General features: G+C 41.3%; 1 pseudogene. It reads right to left on the bottom strand.

Annotated elements, in window-relative coordinates:
- Positions 1-407: pseudogene (locus IQR33_RS15225) on the bottom strand (hypothetical protein); the annotation flags it as partial.

Raw genomic sequence — 407 nt, 5'->3', positions numbered from 1 at the left:
AAGTGAAAGTGAGCTGTCCTTTATTGTTCCAGGCACGGGGATCATGCACTTCTTGAAACCATATTTCTTATTTGCAGTTAGCGGTGGTGTCCATCCTTGGAGCTTCGCTTGCTCAGAAAAAAGCTCTTCATCAAAAAACGGATGAATATCTAGCAGACCATTTTTCTCAATTGCTTCCTGAAAGGCCAGCGCTCCCCTAACCAATATCTTGGATAATGGTTTCAGTTCTGTTTCTATATGGAACGCTTTATTCGTAGCAGAAGATCTATTTGCAACGTTCGGTAGCATCTTAACGTCGGCTTCTCGGTTCCACAGTTTTAATAACACTGACAAGCCGTCTTTAATCCGCATTGCTTCCGATATCTGCAAACCTTTTTCGCGTAATTTATTGAAGTGTTTAATGCTAT

This window comes from Vibrio sp. OPT46 (genome assembly GCF_015163535.1).
GTDB lineage: Bacteria > Pseudomonadota > Gammaproteobacteria > Enterobacterales > Vibrionaceae > Vibrio > Vibrio alginolyticus.
The sequence above is the reverse complement of the archived record's forward strand: the minus strand, read 5'-3'. Positions and strand labels throughout refer to the sequence as shown.